The sequence below is a fragment of the Brumimicrobium glaciale genome (genome assembly GCF_004152935.1).
Taxonomy (GTDB): domain Bacteria; phylum Bacteroidota; class Bacteroidia; order Flavobacteriales_D; family Crocinitomicaceae; genus Brumimicrobium; species Brumimicrobium glaciale.
Genome location: NZ_SETE01000009.1, coordinates 94,479 through 115,325, shown reverse-complemented (window position 1 = coordinate 115,325; position 20,847 = coordinate 94,479). Strand labels below are relative to the sequence as shown.

The window sequence follows — 20,847 nt, the reverse complement described above, 5'->3', positions numbered from 1 at the left end:
TGGAATGTTGGAACTTCATTTGTCGTTTAATCCACCAAGATGCGAACCGCCGTATACGAGACCCGTACGTACGGTGGTGTGAGAGGCGCACTCCGTCAGTTTATCTGGCGGAGCCGTCTACTCGATTATGCCCTTTTTATTTTTAATTCCACTGTAGTTCAACATATTTCGTGCAGTCGTTTTTCATATCTTCAAAACAGTCTAATAAAATTGCTGCACCACCTTTATTCACGACTTCTTTAACCAATTCGTAAGTTTCTTCAGCTCCTTTCGGGTCTTGTCCAACCACGTCAAACACTATATTTTTTGTCTTAGAAAGCGCTGCGTATAAACTCAACAGTCGCCTTGGGTTTCCTGTGAGCGTATTGACTTTAGTCTTTTCGTTTATCCATTCAATTTCATAAATTTTTGACGCATATGGACTTTTCAAATCTGCATTCTTTTTTAAATATTCTCCAACCGTCACTGGATAAAAAAATCGTCTAATTTTAGGTTCAATAAAGTGCTCGACAAAGGTTAATTTTTTATGTATGACAACATTTTCGTCTTTCTTTTTACCAATAAAAACATCTTTGAGAAACATCTCTGTCTCATAGAAATGCTGTCCATTGAATAGATACAAAACAACTATCTCACCAACGTTCAAGTCGAAAGGAGGTATGTGAAAAGTGTCTGTTTTTATTCCTTTATTTTCAATCAGCATTCTCTAATTTCTAATTGGGCATAACAGGTAGATATACGCAATTGCGTATATCCAACCTATATTTATCTCAAAAATAAGAAATATATCCCAAAACCCAATCCACTTGAAAACAAATAGTTACCAAAACAAAGGAAAATTACACTATAAATTAACCGTATATTAAACGTCTAATTCTAAAATTACAACCCATTCCCCCTACTCCCCAAAAGTCTTAAACTTCACAGAACTCGCGCCAACCGTAATCCTAGATTTATCAATTGCCTTGTTCAATCTATCAATCACCTTAGTGGCTTCTTCTCTTGGCAAGTACTGACCAGCTAAAATATTCAATTCGCTTTTTAGGGTTTTCAATGTTGTATACGAACGGTAGGCACTCAACATTTGGTTTCCGCTGAATTTATTTTGATTCATGAAGGAAAGAAGAGCAGCGTCTGATGGTTTGAAATTACTTCTTACTGGATCCGTGAAACTATTGACTTGCATTAAAATTTCTCTGTCAATATGAATAACAACTTCTGTCGTTCTTAATTGTTTGAAAATGGAATCCTCTCTTGCAGATTGACGTTCGGCAGTTGAAATTCCAGGATAATTAGACAATTCATTTGGAGTATAGTTAATTACCACTCTATCATTTTTGAATTTGCCAACTCCTCCTCCACGTGAAATAATTTTAAAATTCTTTTTCTTGTCTAAAAGTGCTTCAAAAAACTCTACAACTGCTATAGAATCTTGTTTATGGAAAAGTGACGCTTGATTTAATTCAAATTTATCTACGTCAAACAAGTCATTGATTCGCAATTGAATTTGAGATGTATATAAAGGAATAGCATCTGTAATATTTATATGCAACATCACTTCATCGTAATTATTACTCATGTGAGAGAGCGGCATAGCCAGTAATGTAACATCAAATCTATCTTTTTCATCTGTCGCTGGAAAAACGAATTCTTGCGTAAACAAATTAAATGTTGTAGAATCTTCGAATAGGAAATATCCATCCACTTCTTTGAAAGGAACCCATTTCTTTCCTATTAAATCATACATTTTTTGAAGTTTGGCGCTAACGACTGACTTAGCCCATAAAATATCTTCTTTTTCCTTTTTTAATTTCTTAATTGTGCTTTCAATACTTTTTAGTTGATTATAGCTTTGCACAACTTTCTCTTGTCTTTTCTTTCGTTTTTTGCGTTTAGAATCTGTTTTGTACTTTTCGTGATTCGTAATTATAGTGCTGTAGCGAATGTCATTGAGTTCCTTCTCCGTTTTATCAATTATTAATTTCAAACCATCTCTCTTCCCTTCCAAGGTTTTAATTTGATAATCGATTCCTCTTTTACCACTAATTTTCTCTTCGAGATTGCTAATGTCTTGTTTTACTTTGGCTATTAATGAATAATACGTTACTCCACCGCCAAAACTAGAATCTGGAGAGAGAAATCGTGTATTACTTGCTCCAAAAAGCGGATAATAATCTCCATTTTTTCGAATAACAACTGTGGTTTGCTTTTCTGAATTATATCCCCAAACATCAAGGTGAATATTTGTTTCTCTTCCGCCTCCAGAAGTTTCAAAACTATGCATGGTGTGTCCCATCGATAAAATCTCAGGCTTCTTCTTTTTTGAATCTGGCTTTATCCCTATATAAGGTTCATAAGGGAAAAGTCCAACAGCTTTTGGCAAACCTTTATTCCATCTTCCACGTTCATCTTTCTCTCTTTCTTCAAATAATCCAGAAGTCGTTGAACCATCTCCAGCAGCGGTTAAAATATTTTCAAAATAGTCTGCTTTACCTCCTAATTGAGTGAAAATTTGTTGCGTTCTATTGGCTACCCATTTGTTTACTGCAATATTATAAGCAATAATCACTTGTTTCTTTTCTTCTTCTGTCCAACTTCCAAAGCCATCTAAAATAGCCACCTTATCTTTAAAAGTCAATGTAGGATTGGTCAATTTTTCTACTCTTTTATTGATGACCGTTTCCTCTTTCTTTTCACGTTTTGCTTGTTCTGGCAATTCGTTCATTAACAACTCTTCAAATCGCTCATAGTCTAATGCATTACCATCTTTTATCAAACTATTACTTCTGTTGGATTGTAATAATTGATTCAATTCCCAAAGTGCCATTTTATTAGACAATTCCGCAAGTATTCCTTTTGGAGAACGGCTAATTTCGTGAGAATAAATAGCCAATAATTCAGGTTGATTTATAATTTTTTGTTCTGTAGAATCGTAATTTATGTCTCCATTAGGCAAAGTAATTTCCTCCCCTTGATAAACAATATATCGTCCAATATTTTGTTCTAAAATTGGACTTTTTCTAACCGTATGATACAAGTAAGCCTTGCTTTGAGGTGTCAAAAAGTAATCCTCTTGTCCATTAACGGAGAAACTGAGTACAATTAATAAGATGGCGATCAAACGAAAGTTATTCATACTACAAATATGGAAAAAAGATTTATCCTTTTTTAGTACTTAGAGAGTAGTTATTAACAAGTGCAGTGTTGGTATTGCTATAAAAATCACCATTCTAAAATAGGAATGCGAACATTTATCAATAAGCAGATTTTATTAAGCGCCGATAAAAATTAATTCAGTACATTCGCAATTGAATAAAAAGAATGAAAAAACTCAGTATTTTTTTCATAAAATCATTTGTGGGGCCGTTTCTAGCGACCTTTTTTATTTCCATGTTTATGCTTGTTATGCAATTCCTATGGAAATACATCGATGACTTGATGGGTAAGGGCTTGGAAATAAGTATTATTCTCGAACTTTTGTTCTATGTATCTGCAAGCCTCTTGCCTTTAGCGCTTCCATTGGCTATTTTGCTTTCTTCATTGATTGTAATGGGAAATTTGGGAGAATCTAATGAATTAACAGCTTTAAAATCCAGCGGACTTTCCATATATCGAATTTTAAGACCATTAACAGGAGTCGTAATTTTAATTGCTGTAGGAACATTTTACTTTTCCAATTATGTAATTCCTATTGCGAATTATAAATGGCATTCCATTATATGGGATATTCAAGAAAAGAAAATGACTTCCTTTCTAAAACCCGGTTCCTATACCCAGGAAATTGATGGATTTAGCATAAAAATTAAGGAAGGAAAAGACAATAGCTTTAAGAATATCATTATTCACGACCGCAGGATCAGTAGTGAATTGAAAACCATTAGAGCTGACTCTGGGGAGTTTTATCAATCGGAAAACGGGGAATTTCTATTTTTCAAACTCTTTAATGGAGATGTGATTGAGGAATTAAGAAGTGCTCCAAACTTTCAAGGGAATAAAAGCAAAGGAGGAGGAATTTTTCCAAGTAGAAAATCTGATTTTAAATCGGCTACCTACAAAATGGACATGAGTGGTTTTAAATTACAGCGAACAAAAGACGACATGTTTAAGAATGATTATGAAATGCTAAATGTGTTTCAAATCAATAAAACAGTCGACTCTATGCGCATTATTTATAATGAACTAATTGAAGTATTAGCGACTAACACAAAGTCAAAGCACCCCTATTTTCAAGCAATAAACTATCTTAACAACGATGTAATTGACAGTACAATGATGTTGGCTGAAGAACGTTTTAGGCGAAAAAAATTCATACTGGAAGGAAACGATACAATAGTTGATAAAGCAGATATTGAAAAACAGTTAATTAAGAAAAAGAAGAAACAAGAGTTAGATTCAGCTCAACTCGTTATTCCAGTTTATCGTTTTGATGATATGACTGATGAGGAAAGGGAAAACACCATGAGTCACATGAAAACTCAGTTAAGAAACAACATAAAAGGACTTGAAGGTCAAATAGATATTGAAGAAAACCGCCACCGTCAATTGCGAAAATTCGAAATTGAATTTCATCGTAAATTCGCTTTATCCTTTGCAATTATTGTTCTATTTTTCGTTGGAGCTCCACTTGGTGCAATTGTTAAACGTGGCGGATTTGGTGCACCAGTAGTAATTGCAGCATTGTTATTTATGGTTTATTTTGTATTGATTACGATTGGAGACGGAATGGCCAATAACGGAGTCATTTTACCCTATTTAGGAATGTGGGGACCGAATATTATTCTATCACCAGTGGCTTTTTTATTAATGAGAAGTGCTGCTAATGACAGAAGCGTTGTGGTTTTACCTAAAATATTCAAAAAGAAGAAAAAGATTAAAAACTAATGCTCAAAGTATTTCACTTTTCAAATAAACCACCCTTCCCATTAAAAGATGGAGGTTGCATTGCTATTTCGAGTATTTTAAAGTCTTTACTTTCAAGTCCAAATTTAGAAGTTACTCACTTTACTTTATATACTCATAAGCATCCTTTTAATATTGAAAGTTATCCGGAATCTTGGATAAAAAGAATGAATATTCTATCTGGTTTTGTGAATACTAAAACAGATTTACTAGGCGCTTTGATTCATTTAGTGACCAATAAATCATATAACGTCACGCGATTTTACGATAAAAAGGTTGCCCAAAAATTAAAAGAAGAACTTGAGCAAGGAGAATACAATATAGCTATTCTCGAAAGTATTTATCTCCTTCCCTATTTGCAAATATTCAAGGACAATGACGTAAAAGTAATAGTTAGAGCGCATAACATTGAACATCAAATTTGGGCTGGAATGGGAGAAAATTCTTCTTCAACCCTTAAAAGATGGTATTATCAAAAGCTAGCCAAACAACTATTGACTTTCGAAATAAGTGAGTTATCAAAAGTTAATGGCATAATTTCTATAACTGAAGAAGATGCAAAATTCTTCCAACAATTTGAGCCCGAAGTAATGACAACGGCTATTCCAACTTCAGTAAAAACCAATTTTCCAGAGGCTGATTATTCTAAGTCTGATTTCTACTTTTTAGGAGCTATGGACTGGATGCCGAATCAAGAAGGAGTGCAGTGGTTAATCAATAAAGTTATTCCAGAAGGATTAACAGGAACTCGCTTATATGTTGGCGGAAAAAGTTTAAAAGAAGGAGAATTTGATCATCCTTCGGTAGAAAATTGTGGAGAAATCAAAAATGCAATTGATTTTATTACAGCACATGGAATTTGTATTATTCCAATGCAATCTGGAAGCGGATTAAAAATAAAATTATTAGAGAATATGGCGATGGGAAAACCTATCGTCACTACAACAGAAGGTGTTCGTGGAGTGAATATTACGCACAATAAGGAAGTATTGATTGCTGACGATCCAGATGAATTTAGAGAATTAATGTACAAACTTCACTTAGATGAAAAGTTAAGAAAAAAATTGGGGACTCAATCCAAATTGTATATTCGCAATAATTACAGTGAAGAAAAAATTACCAGAAGACTCCTTGCATTCCTTAAAGACATATAAAAAATTAGTGGTGATTACCTCACGTTTTCCTTTTCCACTCGAAAAAGGTGATAAACTGCGTGCATACCATCAAATTAAAGAATTATCGAAACATTTTGAAATTCACTTAATTAGTACTTCGGAACATAAAGTTGAAGAAGAACACATTGAAGAATTGCGGCCTTTTTGTAAATCAATAGCTATTTTTCAAATAAGCATATTTCAAAAAGTTATTGGAGCAAGTACAAAAATGTTCAGTAGAAAACCTATTCAAGTAGGCTATTTCCATCACTATTCTATTCAATTAAAGATCAATAAATTACTTACAGAAATTCAACCAGATCACATTTATTGTCAATTGATTCGTGCAGCTGAATATGTAAAAAACTATCACGATTGTCCAAAAACTATCGATTACATGGACGCACTTTCAAAAGGACTTGAAAGGAGATCTATGAATGCAAAATGGTTGAAGAAATATATTTTCGAAAGTGAATTTAAAAGATTGATGAATTACGAAAATTCTATTTTTGAATACTTCGAGCACCATACAATTATTTCAAAACAAGATAAGCAATACATTTTCCACAAAAATAGAGCGGAAATTGAGATTGTTCCAAATGGTGTAGATGATTCATTCCTTGAAATTGATAATGCACAGCCTAAAAATGTAGATTTAGTATTTATTGGCAACATGTCTTATCCACCGAATGTTACCGCTGCACAATTTATTGTGAATGAAATACTTCCATTACTTCCTACTCAGTTAAAAGTTAAAATTGCAGGTTCAAATCCAGCTAAGGAAGTAATTAAACTGGCCTCAAATCAAGTAGAAATCACAGGTTATGTCGATGACATTAAGAATGCTTACCGCAGTGCTGAAATATTTATAGCTCCCATGTTTTTAGGAACTGGATTGCAAAACAAATTGCTCGAATCAATGGCATTAGGTGTTCCCTGCATTACGACAAGCATGGCAAATAATGCATTGGGCGCAACTCCAGAGAAAGAGATTTTAATTGCAGACAGCGCTGAAGAATTCGCATTTCAAATAAAGCGATTAACAGAAAATCCTCAATTAAAACAGGAAATAATTGAAAACGGAAGGTCATTCATCGTTAAAAATTATGAATGGAGCAAAGTAACAGACAAACTCGTCCAACTTATCAAGGATTAGTTTATAATCCGGCTTTATATTCGTAAATTTGCATTAAAATTTAGAAGACAGCAATGCAATATAATTTGAATACGATAGAAGAAGCCCTCGAAGACATCAAAGCAGGAAAAGTTGTTATTGTAGTTGACGATGAGGACCGCGAAAACGAAGGAGATTTTGTTACCGCAGCAGAAAATGTAACTCCTGAGATCATTAACTTTATGGCAACTCATGGACGTGGATTAATCTGCGCTCCACTTGTTGAGGACAGGTGTGACGAATTAGGATTGGACTTAATGGTTCGCGCTAATTCAGCAGCCTACGAAACTCCTTTCACTGTATCGGTAGATTTAATAGGACACGGATGTACAACAGGAATTTCGGCAATTGATCGTTATAAAACTGTAAAGGCATTAATTGATCCAGACATCAGACCAGAGGAATTAGGAAAACCAGGACATATCTTCCCATTGCGTGCAAAACGTGGTGGAGTTTTAAGAAGAGCTGGCCATACTGAAGCGGCTATTGATTTAGCACGTTTAGCAGGATTCCAACCAGCAGGTGTTATTGTTGAAATTTTGAACGAAGATGGATCAATGGCGCGTTTGCCACAATTGGTTGAAATCGGAGAAAGATTCGGAATTAAAATCATCACTATTGAAGATTTAATTAAATACCGTTTAAAGAAAGAAACTTTAGTTGAACGTCAGGTAAAAATTCAATTGCCTACCGAATTCGGAGATTTCGAAATGATTGCTTACGAAGACAAAAACAGCGGAGAAGAACATTTAGCTTTAATTAAAGGTGAATGGACGCAAGATGAAGATGTTTTGGTAAGAGTGCACAGTTCATGTATGACGGGAGATATTTTCGGATCTTGCAGATGTGACTGTGGACCACAATTACACGAAGCAATGCGCATGATTCAAGAAGAAGGAAGAGGTGTTATCGTTTATATGAATCAAGAAGGTCGTGGTATCGGAATGATGAATAAATTGAAAGCCTACAAACTTCAAGAAGAAGGTTATGACACAATTCAAGCAAATGAAAAACTTGGATTTAAAGGAGATCAAAGAGATTACGGTATTGGAGCACAGATTTTACGTGATTTGAATGTCCGCAAAATGCGCTTGATGTCTAATAACCCAACGAAAAGAACTGGTCTAATTGGATATGGTTTGGAAGTTGTTGAAAATGTTTCTTTAGAAATTGAAAGTAATAAGCACAATAAGTTTTATTTGGAAACTAAAAGAGACCGAATGGGACATACTATTGAGGTGAAAAATAAAAAATAATTATTAATTTTTAATGATTAATGATAAATTGGTTTGACTTGAAATTGACTCGTAGGGGTTTTCTTCCTCATTCTCAATCTCTTTCTCACTCTTTTATCTATTAGAAGATTACTAAGAAGATTATATTTTAGAAGTCCGCCAATTGGTGGACTTTTTTTGTTTTATAAACATTAAAAATTACTTGGTGGTTGGTGACTTTGAAGAAAACAAAGTTATTTGTAGAAAGGTTTTTCACGGAGAAACACAGAGGGTTTTCACGGAGATGCACGGAGCGTTTATAGTGTATTGACAGAGTAAAACTGGAGCGCAGCGTTAATTGGTGAGTTATTGAGTTATTGAATTCTTGAATAAAGTTGAGCAGTGTCAATATGGTTCTGAGATTCGCAAAGCTATTAAATCACCGCTGAAGTCGCACTACTACGGCATGTTTTAAAAGCAAAGTTTATTTATACAATGAAAAGCCATTGTCTCTTAACAGTTAAGAAAACTGATATTATGACTTAAAAAATGTATGAAGTGACTTCGTAAATAGACATCACAGCAGTGCAATTGCAGCGAAGCTATTATAAAACTAAATAACTTCGTAATTATAGAAGCACTTCCTCTGCAAAGTCCAAATACTTTCCATAAACAACTAACAACTTGATTATTAGGATAAGGAAATCATCAAACCACCCCGTTAACCATTAAAAATTAAAAATTACTCTTCTTCTTTATCAATAACTTCATCACGTTTCTTGTGAATCTTTTTTGACCAAGTTCGGGCGATGATAAGCACCAAAATAAGTGTTCCACCAATAATCATGGCAGTATTTGATTCCCAGAAATTTACTTGTTCGCTGTCCGTTTGTTTAACGTGCTGTGGAGATTGCGCTAGTGTTACAAAGCTCATCCAAATTGCGGCCATTACTAAATATATTTTTGTCATCATATCTTTAAAATTTATTCACGTGAAATTGATGAAACGTTAGTCCATCAAATACATATTCATTCCTCTGTTGTAGGCTCTTTCGATGCGGCCCTGTTCATTCTCAAACAATAAATAAGCATCAATGTTTAAGTCGGGATTATCTTTCATTAATTGCATTGATTGCTCTACTCCCATTACCATGAATGCCGTAGCATAAGCATCTGCGGTCGCTGCATCATCTGCAACTACTGTAACGCTCAATAAATTGTGTCTAACTGGTCGACCAGTAATTGGACTAATGGTGTGACTGTACTTTCTGCCGTCTAATTCATAGAATTTTCTGTAATTCCCTGATGTTGCGACAGCTTTATTGGTTAATTCGATATAGTTTTCTAATTCGCGATTTTCTATGCCCTCAACGCCTGTATTTTCTTCTACAGGTACATCAATTCCGATAATCCACTTTCTTTTGTCATCGTTTATTCCTTTAACTCTGATCTCTCCTCCTATTTCGATGAAGTAATTCGCTTGCCCTTTTGAATCTAAGAATTCTGCTACAACATCAACGGCTTGTCCTTTTGCAATGGCGTTGAAAACCAATTTAAAACGTTTGTCTTTTTTGGCAATAATTCCATCTTCATATTTGAAAGTTGATTTATTAAATCCAACAAAATTCAATACGCTGTCTATTGCTTTATCGGATGGCGCTGCTTTAATGTCGTTGAAAAATCCCCATAAACTAACCAAAGGATAAACTGTAGGATCAAAAGCTCCATCTGTTGTTTCATAAATCTCCTGACTTAAATCAAAACACTTTTTAAAGAATTGAGTAGAATTCAAATCAATTACTGAATCATTTTCGTTGAATTCACTGATTAAAGAATGGGGAATATAAGTTGACAATTCTAAATTGAAAGCTTCAATTAAGTCATCAATTTCTTGTGGATCTGTAAGCAATGAATCATCACTTGTTTTAATTACAAATGTTGTTCCTAAGGCATTTCCAGAAATAGTTTTAAGGTTTTTCCACCAAACATTTTCTGTATTGTTTGAATATTCTATGATGTGTTCATCCTCAGATTCTACTGTCTCATCTGCGCTGCATGCTACAAAAAAGAGAGATAAACCTCCAATTAAGAGAAATCTAGTAGTGTTTTTCCAACTTTGCACTTTCCGTTCCATAAATCCAATTTTGTTCAGTGATTGGCGAACCATTCTTACTATAGGTCAAGCCATTTCTTGTTTGCGTTCTAATGTAAACTTCTCCTCTACCTTCCGTAACAACTATTCTTCGTGTTACAATTTTAATAGGAATACCTTTACTGTCCTCGCGAACGTAATTTTCTTGAGTAACTCCTTCCGGATAATCATCTCCAATAGTATTTGCTACCGTTTCAGTAAACTTGATGTCATTATTTTCTAAACCATCCACATACTTTTGAGTTTCTTGCTTTTCTTTGCTAGCGTCGTTTCCAATGTTCTGATTTTTATTTTCAATACTGATCGCTTGTCCTTTCAACTCTTCATAATTGTCGTTGATATTCTCTACGTTTTCTCGACGCAACAACTCTTCACTTTTATCAATACTTAGCAGTTTGTTTTCAGTAGCATTATTCTCTCTCACTTCTTCGGCTGCTTGTTTTTGCCTTCCTCTTTCGTAAGCTGACATGCGATTTGTTACGTCGTCATCCACAACAGTTAAATCCTTAACATTCTGCAAAGCTTTCTCTGTTTCAAGCGTTTTGATTGCCTCTACTTCAAGATATATCTCCTCTGTTCTACTGCTTTTATCTTTTGACCTTCTATTGTCTTGATTAATTTTCTCTTGATCAATATCTTTCAATTGCTCAACAGCCAATAATCTTGCATCATCTTTACCAACTTGTGCTTCTACAAATTGATTGTCAGATGCTGTTAATTGATCATCCATTTTCAATTGTTCTTGACGCACTTGGCCTGATTCTTCTGCTAATTTACGTTCAAGTTGGGCTTCATACAATTTGATATCTTCTTTCAATTGTAATTCAATAATGTCTTTTTCTTGCGTTGATTCCGTAACTCTTAATTCAGCTAAAATGGCCTGATCTTGAAGATCAATCACTTTTTCATACATGTCATTATTTTCAACAACCCTTCTGTCATCAATTCCATATCTAACATTATTCACTTGACGTTCAGTTCCCTGTTGAAATTCCTCATTGACGATTAAAAATTCATCATACGTTTTCTCAATTTCAACAAGTTCTTCACTCGTAGCGGTTACTTTAACATCATGATGCGCCAATTCAGTTGCATCTTTATCGTTTCTGCTATTTTCAATATCTTTAATTTGCTCGATTGCCTCTTTGTGCAAAGCTCTGAAATCTGCATTCTCTTGATCAAAATCATCATTTAAAAAGACAAGTTCTTGACTAGCACGTGATAAATCGCCATCTTTATATTTAGAGAATTGTGAAGCTTCTTTTTCTAACTCAAACAATTGTTTATCGACATCATCTGCAATTTCTCTCTTTGTTTCATCATCAGATAAATGCGATTCATCTCTTATGTTCTTGATAGTAGTAACTTCATTTTCATAAGCTAAACGCTCTTCATAATCACTTAAAGAACGATTTTCTTCCTCCCCTTCAAATTCATTTAGACTATTTAAAACATTTCCTTGTTTTATTCTTTTCCTTTGAATTTCTCCTTTTTCAAGTAATGCAGCACCTTCCATAATTGAGATATTAGACTGTTCACCTATATACGCAACACTTCCTTGTGCTTTTACATTTGCATTTTTAATTGCTTCTATTTTTGCCAAACGCGTTCTTGGATGTTGCTCATAAGTTCTAATACTCAAAGCGCGTTGATAAGCACTTTTAGCCTTATCATATTCTTCATCTTGGAAAAATTGATCAGCAGAACTAATCGATTGCGCATATCTTTTATCCATCTTCTGAGCTGTTTGTTCTTTAGATTTCTCAATAGACAATTGCAATTGTGTATTTGCATACGCATCATTTACATCAATTTTCAATGCATTTCTATATGCTGAACTTGCTTCAAGATATTCTTCACTTTTAAACAACCTATCTGCCTCTGCAATTAACTGATCAAACTGTTGTTGTTTAGATTCATTGTCTCTTTTCGCTTTTAAGATATTATCAAGAATTTGCTGCGTTTCATCTATTTTATCTTTTGCTTCAGTATCATTTTCTTTAACCGATAATGCCGATTTATAATTGGCCAATGCACTTTCAAACTCCTTATTTAAAGATTGAGCATTTGCTTTATCCATGAAGTTTTGATATTCTTTTTCTTTTAAAACTCCCGCGTTATTAGCAATTTCTTCCTCTGCCAATGCAATTTGTATTTTTGGATATTCCTCTGATTTTTTAATATTCAACGCTTCGTTATACAATTGAATACTGTTCTCATACGCTTTATTGTCGAAGGCTAAATCTGCTTTTGAAAGCAATGAACTATAATTTGCTTCCATTTCTTTTGCAGCTGATGCTTTGTCTAGAATCGCTTGGAATTTTAAAATCTCTTTCGTTGGGAAATCTTCATTTGGTTTTATTCTTTGCGCTTCTTTTAAATAGTCAATTGCATTTTTGTATTTTTCATCTTGAGCTGCAACACTCGCCAATTGTAACTGATCTTGATAAAGTTTTTCATTGTTTGCTGCTTGATTACTCGCTGCAGCATCTTCCTCGATTTTACGCAATAAATTATCGATTTCAACAATTTTAGTTTGCGGTAATGAAGCTTGTGGACGAATTACTTGTGCTGATCCAAAAATAGTTTTTGCATCTTCTAGCTTTGCAATGTTATTGTTTTCAGCAATTGCCTCATCGTATTTTGCCAATGCTGACTCCACCAATCCTGTGTATTCTTCTTCTTCCAAAGCAAGTTCAGCAATCTTAGCATTAGCTTGTTCTTTTAATTGCGTTGCCTGAGCATCTGCAGGAACTATAATTAATGCATCATCAAAAGCTTTTACAGCTGCAGAATAATCTTTATTTTCCATTGCTGAATTCCCAAGACTCATCGCTGAATTGTATTGATCATCTTTGTTTTGAGCTTGTGCCAATGCGTTAAGCTTTAATTGCATGTCAATAATTCGACTTTTTGCAATAGCATCACCTTCTTTAATAGTTAACGCTTCATTGAAACTTGAAAGCGCTTCTTTGTATTTCTCAGCGGATGCGAAATCCTCTGCAATACTCATTTTCGAAGCATATTCTTCTTCCTTATTTTTAGAAGCCGCTTCTTGTGCTAACTTATCTTTAATGATTTGTAGATTTGCATCTATTTCCGCATCAGAATTTAATAGAAGTGCTTCCTCATATTTAGATTTCGCTTCGTTCCATTTTTCCTGACCAAGCAATTCATTACCCGCTTGCTTTAATTGTGCAAATTGTTCGCCTTGAGATTGAGATGCCTCCCAAGCTGTTTTACTTTCTTTTGCCGTTTCAAGCATTTGAGAAACATCAGAACGCGTATTATCAATAGTTAAAGCTTGTTCATATTTCTGAATTACTTCATTCCACTTATTCTCTGGCTTTAATGCGCTTGCTTCATCAATTAATGTTTGAATTTGAGCCGCACTTTCTTTATTTGCTTCCAAACTTGCTAATGCCGCATTCGCCTCAGTGATTCTAGTATTCACATGTTCTCTGTCGGCAAAAATTGCTTTTGCAGCTAAATACTTGTCTCTAGCATTTGCCCATTCTTTATTGTCAAATGCCTTATCAGCATTTGCAACAATCGCATTAAATTCTGATTCTAATTCCTCTTGTGATTGTGCTGCTTCCCATTCTTGCTTACTTACTTTTGCAGCAGCCAATAATTCAGAAACATCATTTCGTTCTTTATCCAAAGCTAAAGCTTGATCGTATTTCTGAATAACTTCTGTCCAGTTGTTAGCTGGTTTCAATGCGGATGCTTCATCCAATAAAATTTGAATTTGAGCTAAAGTTGCTTCTTTAGATTGTGTAGCTTCCCACTCTTGTTTACTCACTTTTGCAGCAGCTAATAATTCAGAAACATCATTTCTTTCTTTATCTAAGGCTAAAGCTTGATCGTATTTTTGAATTACTTCTGTCCATTTATTATCAGGTTTCATCGCAGTAGCTTCATCCAATAATATTTGAATTTGAGCTAAAGTCTCTTCTTTTGATTGTGCAGCTTCCCATTCTTGTTTGCTCACTTTTGCAGCGGCTAACAAATCTGAAACATCATTTCGTGTGCCATCAAGTGCTAAAGCTTGATCGTATTTTTGAATAACATCTGTCCACTTGTTGTCTGGTTTTAATGCTGTAGCTTCATCTAATAAAACTTGAATTTCAGCTGTAGTTGCTTCTTTAGATTGTGCAGCTTCCCATTCCAGTTTACTCACTTTTGCAGCAGCCAATAATTCAGAGACATCTTTTCGTTCACCATCAAGCGCTAATGCTTGATCGTATTTCTGAATTACTTCTGTCCATTTGTTATCTGGTTTCAATGCAGTTGCATCGTCCAATAAAGTTTGAATTTGAGCTGCGGTTGCTTCCTTAGATTGTGCAGCGTCCCATTCTTGCTTGCTTATTTTCGCAGCAGCTAATAATTCAGTAACGTCTTTTCTTTCCGGTTGAATCGCTAATGCTTCTTCATATTTTGCTATTACTTCTGTCCATTTGTTTTCTGGTTTCAAAGCAGCAGCATCACTCATTAATTTTTGAATTTTCGCCAGGTTCTCTTGTTTGTCGGCTGCGTTTTTAATCGCTTCTTCAATTAAAGTCAATTGTGTATTTACATGCTCTCTATCTGCGAATATTTTTTGTGCTTCTGTATATTTTACTTTAGCTTCTTCCCAGTTCTCTTTACCAAATTCAGCATCAGCTTGAGCTACAAGTTCGTTGAAAGCAGTTTCTTCGGCCTTTTGTGATTCTTTTTTAGCCAATAATTCTTCCGCTTTCTTTTTTCCAGCAATTGCTTCAACGTGATCTGCTTTTAATCCAAGAACAGCATCAAAATCTGTAATTGCAGCTGTATAATTTTCTGCAGTTACTTTCTCATTTGCACTTGTCATTAAATCACTAATTTGAGCATCCAGCCCTTGCTGCTCTATTTTAGCTTCAACTTCAGCAATTCTATTATTAACATGTTCTCTATCGCCAAAAACTGCTTTTGCCGCTAAATATTTAGTTTTTGCTTCTTGCCAAGTTTTTGCGTCATAAGCTTTGTCGGCAGCTGCAACTAATTCATTAAATTTATTTTCTTCTGCTTCTTTAGATTGCTTTGCAGCCAATAAATCTTCTGCTTTTTTCTTTCCAGCCAATGCCTCAGGATGTGTTGAAACTAAAGCCAAAACACTTGAATAATCTGCTATTGCATTTGAAAAGTCTTCGGTACCCATTTTTTCTTGAGCACTCGCCATTAAAGCAGCAATTTGTTCTTTCTGTTGTTCTTTATTCTTTTGATCAGCCAATAATTGATTGGCATTATCCAATTTCGTTTGAACTGCCGGATCTTCCATTATTGCAATTGCCTCGGTGTATTTCGAAACAGCTACATCATAATTTTTAGATGTAACATTAGCATCTCCTTCGGCAACAAGTTTATTGAAATCGGCAATTTTTTTAGCTTCTGCTGCTCTTTCGTCAATTATATCTTGCGCCATTTTAATTCTACCAGGAGGATAAGTTGCAGCACTTTCAAAAGTCATTGCTTCCTTATATTTTAAAATAGCTTCTTCATAATTTTCAGCGTCATAAAGCGCATCACCTTCTTTTACCGCGTTGTTGTAATTGTCTTTTTGTTCTTTTACAGCTGTTTGAGCGTCTAATTTACCACTGATAATATCTAATTGTTTTTGTGGATATTCTTCTTTAGGTAAAAGTTTTTTAGCTTGTAGATAGTTATCACGTGCCGCTTGAAAACTATTTTGTTTAAAGAAACCATCTGCTCTTTTTACAATTTTATCATATTCTTCTCTCTTGGCTGCATTTGCAATTTCTTCTTTTAAATCCTTTACTCTATCTTTTGGATATTGTTCATCAGATTTCATAACGATTGCTTCGTTGTATTTGGCTAAGGCTTTGTCATATTCTTTGGCAGTTGCTAAATTATCTGCTGCTGCAATCAAATTCAAATAGGCTTGATTTTCTTGTTGAAAAGCCAACTCTTCCTCTTCTTTCTTTTGAAGAAGATCCTCAATTTTCAATAATTGTGCGTTTGGATGTGCTTCTTTTTGCTTTCCTTCAATTTGTAATGCCGATACATATTTATTTAACGCTTCTTGATATTTTTTACTCGCATACAAAGCGTCTGCATCCTTTATCAATTGGTTGTATTCAGCATCTAAATTCTTCTCTTTGTCTTGTGCGGCTTTTAATTTGCTTTCAATTTTATTTTTAACCTGCTGCATCTGACCTTTGTTGTAATTCATGCGCTCACCTTCATCAAGTGACCATTTTACAACAGGTTCAGTTTCTAAAAATGAAAAATCTGTTCCCACACGTTCAGCAAACAAATCCAAATTAATAGGCGGAAAAATTTTTCCTCCAGCAGGCATATCTTCACCAATAACTTTAACTACATCAAGGATGATTATTTTGGTAACATAACCGGATTTGGTATATTTTACGGTATAAACTTTTCCAGGCGGAAAGCTAACAGAATACGAGCCACCAGAAGAAGTGCTGGAACTGGTTACTTCTGAACCATTGGCGAAAACAGAAACTTTAACGTTAGAAAGTGACTTTTCGGAGTCCATATCTGTGACACTTCCATCATAAGTAATATTTTGCCCATAAGTATAGGCAATGGAAAGGATCAAAAAAGTGATAATTGAGAAAAAATGCTTCATCTTGTTTATATAGAACGCAATCATATAAAATCTGTTACAAGTTGCGTTTGAAATTCATAGTTTGACTTACAAATATCGATAAAAATAAAATAAATCCATTGAATACGGTCTATTGAAATAGCGTGAATTCTAAACAGTTGCAAATACCCCTGATAATCAATTAATTAAATACATAAACTTTGAGTTTTACTGAATGAATTTTCACCTATTTTCTAAGAATTATCACATTTATGACTTTAATCATTAAAAAATCAATCAAAATCTTCGAATTTTAGAAGCAATATTGGACATTTCGTTATTCCAATTAGAGAAAATCATTAAATTCGCCCAATGCAGAAAAAATTAATCGAAGTTTGTTATACTCCTGCCGACTATGAATATTTCAAAGGTCGCTTTGATATTGTGGTTGTTATTGACGTTCTCCGAGCAACTTCGGCGATATGTTCGGCAATTCACAATGGCGTAAACAGCGTTATTCCAGTTTCAACAATTGAAGAAGCAAGAGAATATCAAGAGAAAGGATATTTGGTTGGAGCAGAAAGACAAGGAGAAATCGTGGAAGGTTTCGATTTTGGAAATTCTCCATACAGCTATATGAAACCTGAATTAATCGGGAAGGATATTGTACTTTCTACAACCAATGGAACGCGAGCAATTAATATTGCCAAAGAGGCTCCAACTGTTGTTATTGGTGCGCTAACAAATATCGATTTCCTTTGTGACTGGCTCATCAAACAAGATAAAAATGTTTTGTGCTTAGCTTCTGGTTGGAAAGACAAATTCAATTTAGAAGATACAATTTGTGGTGGTGCAATTGCTGATATTTTAATTAAAACAGGGAAATTCACCTCAGATGAAGATTCTTCAGTAGCTGCTAAATACCTATTTCAAGCGGCCAAAGACAATTACTTTGGTTTCTTAAAAGCAAGTTCACACAGAAGAAGATTAAAAAAGCTAAATTTGAATGAAGATATCAAGTTCTGTTTGACGCCAAATCAAATGGATGTTATTCCAATCTTAAGGGATGGCAGAATTGAAAAATTAGAATTTTAAAATGAAAAAAGCACTTTTTGTATTCTATCTCATTTGCTCTAGCTCAGTTCTAGTTGCCCAAAATGACACAAGCAAGGTAGAGTGGATAAAAGTGTATTTTAACAGTATTGCCGATCGAAGTTACGCTTTGCCAGGCAACGATGCGAATGATCAGTGGGACATGATTCAGCCACTGGTAGATCGAATTGATAGCGCAAATTTTAGTATTGATTTAGTCGCTTATGACTTGCAAAATATGCGTGTTGGACATGCGCTTGCCAATGCTGCTAGAAGAGGTGTTCGTGTGCGGGTAATTACAGATATTATTCACAGAAATCACGCACCAAGATTCACACAACCCATGTGGGATACTTTAAGAGCAGCGGGAATTTACAATATTGATGACAGTGGAACAATTTACCATCCTGATGGTCAAATCATAGAATTATATGAAAGATTGCCCAATTCTGGAGCGAATATGCACCATAAATTTGCCGTTTTTGATTTAATTAGTGAAGATCCTGAAGATGATTATCTGTGGACGGGAACAATGAATATTACTTACACTGGCCCTTGGAATACAAATGCGACTTTACTCATTAAAGACAATGGTTTAGCAGGCGCCTATGGTGAAGAATTTCAACAAATGTGGGGAAGTAATACTGAAATCCCCAATGCTAATAAAGCAAGATTTCATAAGGATAAGAGAAATGTTTCTAACAATTTACACTTCGTAAATGACATAAAAGTTGAAGCATATTTTGGTCCGCTTGACAGAGATAAAAGAAAGCCAAGTATTTCCAGTAGAATTACTGAATTAATCAACGATTATGCAATACACGATGTGCATTTCTTGGCTTTTGCAATTAGTCCAAACATTCCAATTAGCCAAGCGCTAATCGACAGGTCAGGAAGAGGTGAAATTAACCTTGAAGGAGTAATTGATCCAGCATTTTATGCACGTTATAGAAACAACGGTCAAATTTGGGCAAAACCTGAAATGAATTTTGGAAATCGCAAGGTCATGGCAGGAAGAGAAGTGAGAAAACTCCACGCCAAGACGATGATTATTGATGCACAATATCAATATCCTGAAAAACACAAAGCGTTAACGATTGTCGGTTCCTATAACTTCTCTGCTGCTGCTGAAATTGCAAATGATGAGAATATTTTAATGATTTATGATAATAAAATTGCCAACCAGTTTCTGCAAGATTTTAAAGGTGTAATGAGCCGTGCAGAAGGAAGAAGCTATCACCATTTCCCGAAAATTGACACCAGTGTTTGGTATGACAATTATAGATTTGGGAGAAATGGAAGTATTGAAATTGAATTAGAAACGAATATTTTCTATCCTGTTGAGTTATTAGGGGTGAATATTCCAAGAACTTGGGGTGGACATAAAGATTCAAGTTATTTCTATGCGGATGAAGCAAACAACTATTTAGGTGATTTAATAAAAGGAGCGTCTTTGAAAGTGAGTGCTGGAAAAGAAATGCCTTCTCATAGATTTAGTCGTTATTCAGCTTACATTACCGCAAAAAAAGATTCACAAATGATTGCTGTTAACCGTGAAATGATTGCTTCTGGTCATGCCTCCTACTCTTTCTATAACCGTCAGCAAGCTGATTCTATTTTGAGCTTTAAAATGGCTGAAAAAACAGCGAAAGAAAACAAACTTGGAATGTGGGCTTTCCCTGATTTTGTTAACGCTAAAGTGTTGACTCCAGAGGCTGAAATGATGGATAATTTATTCCCTTTAGACATCAATAAAGCTACAGATAAAGAGTTAATGTTGATTCCATCGATAGGACCAAAAACAGCAACTACAATTATAGAATACAGAGACAATAATGGTGGCTTTGAACAAATAGAGGAATTAACCCGTATCAGAGGGATTGGGCCTGCTACTTTGGAAAAGCTTAAACCTTATTTATACGTTGAAAATGAATAAATTAAAGATATATAATTACGTTTAAAAGCGTTTTTTATAATTTTATATTGATCACAATAATTACAAAATAAACAAACATGACAAACAACGATATTTTACGCCAAATACGCTACGCTTTTGAATACAGTGACGATGATATGATGGCATTATTTGCCTCTGCAGGAATGGAAGCAACTCGCTCTCAAGTTTGTGACTGGTTGAAAAAAGAAGAAGAAGATTCTTACGTCAAAATGGAAGATAAGGAATTGGCGACTTTCCTCAATGGTTTCATCAATGAAAAACGTGGAAAAAAAGAAGGTCCACCAATGCGTCCAGAAGACAATTTGAACAACAATATTATATTTAGAAAACTAAAAATCGCATTGAATATTGATGATGTTGAGATTTTAAGAATTTTGGATTTAGCGAATATGAGAGTGAGTAAGCATGAATTGAGTGCATTCTTTCGTAAACCAACACAAAGACAGTATAGAAAATGTAATGACCAGTTTTTGAGGAATTTTTTATATGGAATGCAGTTGAAATATAGAGAAGGAGCGGTTAAAGAGAAGGAAGGGAAGGTTAATGATGAATTATGAGTGTTGAATTATGAATTGTTGGATTAGGTGGTGATTCGCTGAATTTTCTTAGAGAG

12 protein-coding genes are annotated in these 20,847 nt (G+C 34.5%); 7 read left to right on the top strand and 5 right to left on the bottom strand.

Features of this window, described 5'->3' with window-relative positions; all coding sequences use genetic code 11:
• Positions 1-142: 142 nt before the first annotated feature.
• Both ERX46_RS16945 and ERX46_RS16940 read right to left on the bottom strand, forming a co-directional pair.
• Entirely contained in the window at positions 143-703 is a 561-nt protein-coding gene (locus tag ERX46_RS16945; protein WP_130095056.1) for a hypothetical protein, read from the bottom strand.
• Between the two features lie 195 nt (positions 704-898).
• Positions 899-3,136 (bottom strand): hypothetical protein, encoded by a 2,238-nt coding sequence (locus ERX46_RS16940; protein WP_130095055.1) that lies wholly within the window; start codon positions 3,134-3,136, stop codon positions 899-901.
• 185 nt (positions 3,137-3,321) lie between these two features.
• Between ERX46_RS16940 and ERX46_RS16935 the strand changes: the two genes are divergently transcribed.
• The 4 genes from ERX46_RS16935 to ERX46_RS16920 are packed head-to-tail and all read left to right on the top strand — an operon-like array spanning position 3,322 to position 8,483.
• Complete coding sequence (locus ERX46_RS16935; protein ID WP_130095054.1) at positions 3,322-4,881, top strand: LptF/LptG family permease; 1,560 nt, start codon at positions 3,322-3,324, stop codon at positions 4,879-4,881.
• Positions 4,881-6,053 (top strand): glycosyltransferase family 4 protein, encoded by a 1,173-nt coding sequence (locus ERX46_RS16930; RefSeq protein ID WP_130095053.1) that lies wholly within the window; start codon positions 4,881-4,883, stop codon positions 6,051-6,053. Before ERX46_RS16935 ends, ERX46_RS16930 begins: the two co-directional genes overlap by 1 nt.
• Positions 6,004-7,209: a glycosyltransferase gene (locus ERX46_RS16925; RefSeq protein WP_130095052.1), complete on the top strand. Its 1,206-nt coding sequence runs from the start codon at positions 6,004-6,006 to the stop codon at positions 7,207-7,209. Before ERX46_RS16930 ends, ERX46_RS16925 begins: the two co-directional genes overlap by 50 nt.
• Before the next feature lie 53 nt (positions 7,210-7,262).
• A complete protein-coding gene (locus tag ERX46_RS16920; protein WP_130095051.1) occupies positions 7,263-8,483 on the top strand; it encodes a bifunctional 3,4-dihydroxy-2-butanone-4-phosphate synthase/GTP cyclohydrolase II in 1,221 nt (406 codons plus the stop codon).
• A gap of 700 nt (positions 8,484-9,183) precedes the next feature.
• On the opposite strand, the gene ERX46_RS16915 is transcribed toward ERX46_RS16920, so the two are convergent.
• The 3 genes from ERX46_RS16915 to ERX46_RS16905 are packed head-to-tail and all read right to left on the bottom strand — an operon-like array spanning position 9,184 to position 17,227.
• Positions 9,184-9,414 carry a hypothetical protein gene (locus tag ERX46_RS16915; RefSeq protein ID WP_130095050.1) on the bottom strand — a complete coding sequence of 77 codons (231 nt, stop codon included), beginning with the start codon at positions 9,412-9,414 and terminating at the stop codon, positions 9,184-9,186.
• A gap of 36 nt (positions 9,415-9,450) precedes the next feature.
• On the bottom strand, positions 9,451-10,575 hold the full coding sequence (locus tag ERX46_RS16910; RefSeq protein ID WP_165366268.1) for an FAD:protein FMN transferase: 1,125 nt from the start codon (positions 10,573-10,575) through the stop codon (positions 9,451-9,453).
• The gene (locus tag ERX46_RS16905) at positions 10,538-17,227 is read right to left on the bottom strand and encodes a hypothetical protein (protein WP_130095048.1); all 6,690 of its coding nucleotides are present in this window, start codon (positions 17,225-17,227) and stop codon (positions 10,538-10,540) included. Before ERX46_RS16905 ends, ERX46_RS16910 begins: the two co-directional genes overlap by 38 nt.
• Positions 17,228-17,557: 330 nt before the next feature.
• On the opposite strand from ERX46_RS16905, the gene ERX46_RS16900 reads away from it, so the two are divergent.
• The 3 genes from ERX46_RS16900 (at position 17,558) to ERX46_RS16890 (ending at position 20,791) form a co-directional block, all read left to right on the top strand.
• Positions 17,558-18,280: a 2-phosphosulfolactate phosphatase gene (locus ERX46_RS16900; protein WP_130095047.1), complete on the top strand. Its 723-nt coding sequence runs from the start codon at positions 17,558-17,560 to the stop codon at positions 18,278-18,280.
• Position 18,281: 1 nt separating this feature from the next.
• The gene (locus tag ERX46_RS16895; protein ID WP_130095046.1) at positions 18,282-20,213 is read left to right on the top strand and encodes a phospholipase D-like domain-containing protein; all 1,932 of its coding nucleotides are present in this window, start codon (positions 18,282-18,284) and stop codon (positions 20,211-20,213) included.
• A gap of 77 nt (positions 20,214-20,290) precedes the next feature.
• Positions 20,291-20,791, top strand: a complete 501-nt coding sequence (locus ERX46_RS16890; protein ID WP_130095045.1) for a YehS family protein — start codon at positions 20,291-20,293, stop codon at positions 20,789-20,791.
• Positions 20,792-20,847: the final 56 nt, after the last annotated feature.

Coding starts and splice junctions, on each gene's coding strand:
- ERX46_RS16945 (WP_130095056.1), bottom strand. CDS start 703: ATGCTGATTGAAAATAAAGGAATAAAAACAGACACTTTTCACATACCT.
- ERX46_RS16940 (WP_130095055.1), bottom strand. CDS start 3,136: ATGAATAACTTTCGTTTGATCGCCATCTTATTAATTGTACTCAGTTTC.
- ERX46_RS16935 (WP_130095054.1), top strand. CDS start 3,322: ATGAAAAAACTCAGTATTTTTTTCATAAAATCATTTGTGGGGCCGTTT.
- ERX46_RS16930 (WP_130095053.1), top strand. CDS start 4,881: ATGCTCAAAGTATTTCACTTTTCAAATAAACCACCCTTCCCATTAAAA.
- ERX46_RS16920 (WP_130095051.1), top strand. CDS start 7,263: ATGCAATATAATTTGAATACGATAGAAGAAGCCCTCGAAGACATCAAA.
- ERX46_RS16915 (WP_130095050.1), bottom strand. CDS start 9,414: ATGATGACAAAAATATATTTAGTAATGGCCGCAATTTGGATGAGCTTT.
- ERX46_RS16910 (WP_165366268.1), bottom strand. CDS start 10,575: ATGGAACGGAAAGTGCAAAGTTGGAAAAACACTACTAGATTTCTCTTA.
- ERX46_RS16905 (WP_130095048.1), bottom strand. CDS start 17,227: ATGAAGCATTTTTTCTCAATTATCACTTTTTTGATCCTTTCCATTGCC.
- ERX46_RS16900 (WP_130095047.1), top strand. CDS start 17,558: ATGCAGAAAAAATTAATCGAAGTTTGTTATACTCCTGCCGACTATGAA.
- ERX46_RS16895 (WP_130095046.1), top strand. CDS start 18,282: ATGAAAAAAGCACTTTTTGTATTCTATCTCATTTGCTCTAGCTCAGTT.
- ERX46_RS16890 (WP_130095045.1), top strand. CDS start 20,291: ATGACAAACAACGATATTTTACGCCAAATACGCTACGCTTTTGAATAC.